Raw genomic sequence first — 4115 nt, forward strand, 5'->3', positions numbered from 1 at the left:
TTCAGTCGATTGGGCGCCGCTGGCGGAAAGGCGGCACGGGGTCGACTCCGCTCCGTCAGCGCGGAAATCAAGTGTCAGATTTTGACTGTTAGACCGGCCGGCGGACGACGATGTCGGTGTGAACGAAGTCGTCGCCTTTGCATAACAGCGGCTCGCCCGACGAGCGCGCCAACGCGTAAGCGAAGCAATCGCCGAAATTGAGTTGGGCGGGATGTCCGCCGCCCTTGCCGTAGTCGCGATAGGCGCCGCGGGCGATCGCGGCGTGGTCGGCCGTCACCGCTTCGACGGCGATCTTTGCCCGGGCGACAAGATCGTCGAAGCGGCGGCTAGCGACGGGCTCCTTCGCCGAGTCGATGACGATCGCCGCCTCGAGGTAGTTCGCCGCCGACATGCGGCGCGCGACCGCGCGGTCGGCGAGCGCGCCGGCGAAGAAGGCGGCGTCGGGCTCGTCGCGCAATATGGCGAGTACGGCTGAGGCGTCGACGATCATCGCGGCAAGCCGCGTTCGTCATAGAGCAGATCGCCGTGCGCGATCGTACGGTAAGGCTCGTCGAGACGGCCAGCGCAGTCACGACCGATCTCGAGCAGTTGGCGCGCCAGATCGTTCGGCGCCTCAACCCGATCCAGCCGCTCCCGCAGCGCGCGTGTCACGGCGTCAGTCAGGCTCTCGCCGGTCAACCGAGCGAGCCTGCTCGCCAGCCGATGCGCTTCCTCGTTCTTGATGTTGAGAGACATCTACCATTCTCCCATCTCATTCTACCATACTACCTGCGGACGATGACGGCAAGCTGAGGGTTTCCCCATCCGCTCTCCTGTCAAATCGCATTGTTCAGTCCGGCGAACAGCGCCGGCAGGGTGGCGATGTCGTCGACGATGTGGTCGGCGAGCGGCGCGAGTTCGGCGCGATCGGCCGGACCGCTCAGCACCGCCACCGCCAGCGCGCCGGCGGCGCGCGCCGCCTCGAGGTCGTGGCGCGAATCCCCGACCATCGCGATCCGTTGCGGCGCGACGCCGATCTGGCGCGCGAACGCGACCACCATGCCGGAATCGGGTTTGGCGCCATGGCCGGAATCGTAGCCGGCGACGAACTCGATCGCCTCGTCGAGCCCGAGCGCTTCGATCTGCCGGCGCGCGCTCGACTCGGCATCGTTGGTGGCGACGCCGAGCCTCAGCCCCATCGCCTTGAGCGCGCCGAGCGCCGCCGCCGGCTCGCCGATCGGCGTCAGCGCCTTCAACGATTCGATCTCCGCCAGCGCGTCGATCTCGCGCTTCAAGGCGGCGATGTCGCTGCGGCCGAGGGCTTCGCCCCACAATGCGCCGTAGCTCGCCGACGAGCCCGAGATCAGCGGCGAAGTCGGGGCGAAGCGCTTTTCGTCGAGCCGGAAGCGCAGCGCCTCGGCCTGCGCGCGCATCAGCGCGGGATCGCCGCCGGCGAGCGCGTGGATGATGGCGTGTGTCGCCGGGCCCCAGGTCGCGTCGAAATCGACGAACGTGCCGTCCTTGTCGAACAGCACGCCGACGATCGCTGGCGAAGGAACGGACAAGGCTTTTCCCCAAAGCCCGCCGGGCGGCGGCTTAAATCGCCCTTAACCGATTTCGCTCAACTTGTCGCTGTTGGCCGCCGCCCGTGGCCCCGCGACAAGCGTCGAGTGTTCTCCATGCGTCAAGATCTCTCCGCCACCCCGGACGTCGTCGAAGTCCCGGCCGGCCGCAGCCGTCTGTTGTCGCGCCTCTATCGCGACGTCGGCCTCGCCGCCGTCGCCGCGGAGCTCAATCTGCCCGCGTCCGCATTCGATCTGGAAGTGGGCGAATCGATCGAGCGCGGCTCGCGCTATCTCGCGCCGCGGCGGATGCTCGATCTCGCTTCGTGATCGCGGCGCTGAATTCCCCCGCTCACGCCGCCCGCCACTGCAGCGCGCGCATCACGCCGCGCGGCTCGGCGAGCCCCTTCAGCCGGCCGACGCAGGAATAGTCGGTCTCGGCGCCCGGCCGCTCGAGGACGAAGACGTCGTAGGCGACGAAGGCCGGCATGTCGAAGCGCAGCGCTAGCCCCTTCGACGCGGTCGGATAGGCGAGGTCCGTCCGCGTCCAGTCGACGACCGGCATGAAGTTGTAGCAGACAGTCGCGACGCCGGAGCGGACGAGGCTCTCGAGGCTGTCCTTCCAGGCGTCGATGTCGCGCCGGTACGGCCCCTGGCGCAGCTTGATCGCGGCGGAGACCGGGATCGACTCGCAGACGTCCCAGGTCAGTCCCGCCGCCTCGTCGTCGCTCCAGGCGCGGCCGTCAGTGATGTGACGGAGCGCGGTGACGATTCCCGCCGCGCCGGCCTGCCTGGCGTTGTCGAGCGAGACGGGATCGTCGGGGCCGAACCAGCGCCAGGTTTCACGCATGATCCGGCCTCGGCGAGCGCCTCGGCTCAGGCGATGGCGGCCACGAGCGCGCCGACGATCACCGAAATGACGATGCCGCACACCACCACGGCGGCGGTGTAGGCGATCGACTTGTCTTCCGGCGTCTTCATCAGCGGCGGCGCGCCGAGCCAGAATAGATAAAGCCCATAAAGACCGAGGATTCCCAGAATGGCCAGGCCGGGGATCAACAGGAATATGCCGACCAGCCAGACCGGCGTCATCGAATAGACCGCCAGCTTCATCGCGCTCGGCTGGCTCTTCTGACCGCCGAAAGTCGGAGCGAGCCCGTCGATGATCAGCGCCATCACGTAGACCATGACGAGGGACAGCACGTAATAGACGACCGCGCCAATGAGGCCGGAAACGATTCCGACCCGGTAGGTTCCGACCATCGGCATGTTCAGGCCGACGATCGACATGCCGATGAAGCGACAGACCGCGGGAATCGCCGCCAGGATCGCCACGTAATTGGTGAAGAGCAATTGCGGATCGCCGGGCTCGCCGTCGATCGCCGCCCATTCGGTCTTCGGTGTCAGCAGAATGGCTTTGACGCGCTCGACCAGATTCATGAAGGCCTCCCCCTCGCGCCGGCTGATTCGCTCTCCAGCGGCCGGAACGCCATGTTAGTCCGGGCCCGAGCGCGGCGCTACGGGGCGTCCGCACGGGCCCCAGGGAAGATTTCCTCGCCGCCGGGCGCGCCTGCTACGGCCTCAATATGAGAGGGGCGCCCAGCCGCGCCGGACGCCCCCCTTCGATTCTTCGCCTTTGCGGCGCTTGTCTTTTAGTGTGCGGCCGCCTTCTCGGCGCCGATGCCGGTCTGCGAGCGCACGTATTGCGCGTCGAACGCCGCCCGCTCTCGATTGGCCGCCGCCGACTTGTCGGTGATCGAGAAGAACCAGCAGCACAGGAACGCGAGCGGCATGCTGAAGATGGCCGGCGAGGTGTAGGGGAACCAGGCGCCCTCCTTGGAGAGGCCGAGCACCGCGACCCAGATGCCGGGGCTGAAGACGGTCAGCACGACCGCGCAGATCAGGCCGACGAAGCCGCCGATGAAGGCGCCGCGGGTCGTCAGCCCCTTCCACAGCATCGACAACAGCAGCACTGGGAAGTTGGCGCTGGCCGCGACCGCGAAGGCGAGACCAACCATGAACGCGACGTTGATCTTCTCGAACAGGACGCCGAGCACGATGGCGACGATGCCGAGCACGACCGTGGTGATGCGCGAGGCGCGCACTTCCGCCGCTTCGTCGACCCTGCCGTGGCGGAAGACGCTGGCGTAGAGGTCGTGGCTCACCGCGCTCGCGCCCGACAACGTCAGGCCCGAGACGACGGCGAGGATGGTGGCGAACGCCACCGCGGCGATGAAGCCCTTCATCAGATCGCCGCCGACCGCGTGGGCGAGATGGATCGCCGGCATGTTGCCGCCGCCCAGCAGGCCTTTGGCGATGTCGCCGCCGACATGATAGATCGCGTTGGGTCCGACCATCACGATCGCGCCGAAGCCGATGATGAAGGTCAGGATGTAGAAGTAGCCGATGAAGGTGGTCGCCCAGAACACCGACTTGCGCGCTTCCTTTGCGCTGCCGACGGTGAAGAAGCGCATGAGGATGTGCGGCAGACCGGCGGTGCCGAACATCAGCGCCATGCCGAGCGAGATCGCCGAGATCGGGTTGGCGACCGCGGCGCCGGGCAGCATGATCTTG

At 67.4% G+C, this 4115-nt stretch carries 7 protein-coding genes; 1 reads left to right on the plus strand and 6 read right to left on the minus strand.

Annotated elements, in window-relative coordinates; translation table 11 throughout:
• Positions 1 to 88: 88 nt before the first annotated feature.
• The 3 genes from ABSF49_RS20720 to ABSF49_RS20730 form a co-directional block, all read right to left on the minus strand.
• Entirely contained in the window at positions 89 to 490 is a 402-nt protein-coding gene (locus ABSF49_RS20720; protein ID WP_424114529.1) for a type II toxin-antitoxin system VapC family toxin, read from the minus strand.
• Positions 487 to 735, minus strand: coding sequence for a type II toxin-antitoxin system VapB family antitoxin (locus tag ABSF49_RS20725; RefSeq protein WP_424114530.1), 249 nt, complete (start codon positions 733 to 735; stop codon positions 487 to 489). The genes ABSF49_RS20720 and ABSF49_RS20725 overlap by 4 nt, the downstream gene beginning before the upstream one ends.
• Positions 736 to 815: 80 nt before the next feature.
• Positions 816 to 1544 carry an HAD family hydrolase gene (locus ABSF49_RS20730; protein WP_424114531.1) on the minus strand — a complete coding sequence of 243 codons (729 nt, stop codon included), beginning with the start codon at positions 1542 to 1544 and terminating at the stop codon, positions 816 to 818.
• Positions 1545 to 1658: 114 nt separating this feature from the next.
• On the opposite strand from ABSF49_RS20730, the gene ABSF49_RS20735 reads away from it, so the two are divergent.
• Complete coding sequence (locus ABSF49_RS20735) at positions 1659 to 1871, plus strand: hypothetical protein (protein WP_424114532.1); 213 nt, start codon at positions 1659 to 1661, stop codon at positions 1869 to 1871.
• 22 nt (positions 1872 to 1893) lie between these two features.
• On the opposite strand, the gene ABSF49_RS20740 is transcribed toward ABSF49_RS20735, so the two are convergent.
• The 3 genes from ABSF49_RS20740 to ABSF49_RS20750 form a co-directional block, all read right to left on the minus strand.
• A complete protein-coding gene (locus ABSF49_RS20740; protein WP_424114533.1) occupies positions 1894 to 2391 on the minus strand; it encodes a mannonate dehydratase in 498 nt (165 codons plus the stop codon).
• 26 nt (positions 2392 to 2417) lie between these two features.
• A complete protein-coding gene (locus ABSF49_RS20745) occupies positions 2418 to 2981 on the minus strand; it encodes a Yip1 family protein (protein ID WP_424114534.1) in 564 nt (187 codons plus the stop codon).
• 212 nt (positions 2982 to 3193) lie between these two features.
• Positions 3194 to 4115, minus strand: a 922-nt coding sequence (locus ABSF49_RS20750) for a sodium:solute symporter family transporter (protein WP_424114535.1), incomplete at its 5' end; no start/stop codon positions are given.

The organism is Roseiarcus sp. (assembly GCF_049514155.1).
Lineage (GTDB): Bacteria > Pseudomonadota > Alphaproteobacteria > Rhizobiales > Beijerinckiaceae > Roseiarcus.

Bases quoted from the DNA above. Each gene is read 5' to 3' on its own strand.
- ABSF49_RS20720 (WP_424114529.1), bottom strand. From the start codon at position 490: ATGATCGTCGACGCCTCAGCCGTACTCGCCATATTGCGCGACGAGCCC.
- ABSF49_RS20725 (WP_424114530.1), bottom strand. From the start codon at position 735: ATGTCTCTCAACATCAAGAACGAGGAAGCGCATCGGCTGGCGAGCAGG.
- ABSF49_RS20740 (WP_424114533.1), bottom strand. From the start codon at position 2,391: ATGCGTGAAACCTGGCGCTGGTTCGGCCCCGACGATCCCGTCTCGCTC.
- ABSF49_RS20745 (WP_424114534.1), bottom strand. From the start codon at position 2,981: ATGAATCTGGTCGAGCGCGTCAAAGCCATTCTGCTGACACCGAAGACC.
- ABSF49_RS20735 (WP_424114532.1), top strand. From the start codon at position 1,659: ATGCGTCAAGATCTCTCCGCCACCCCGGACGTCGTCGAAGTCCCGGCC.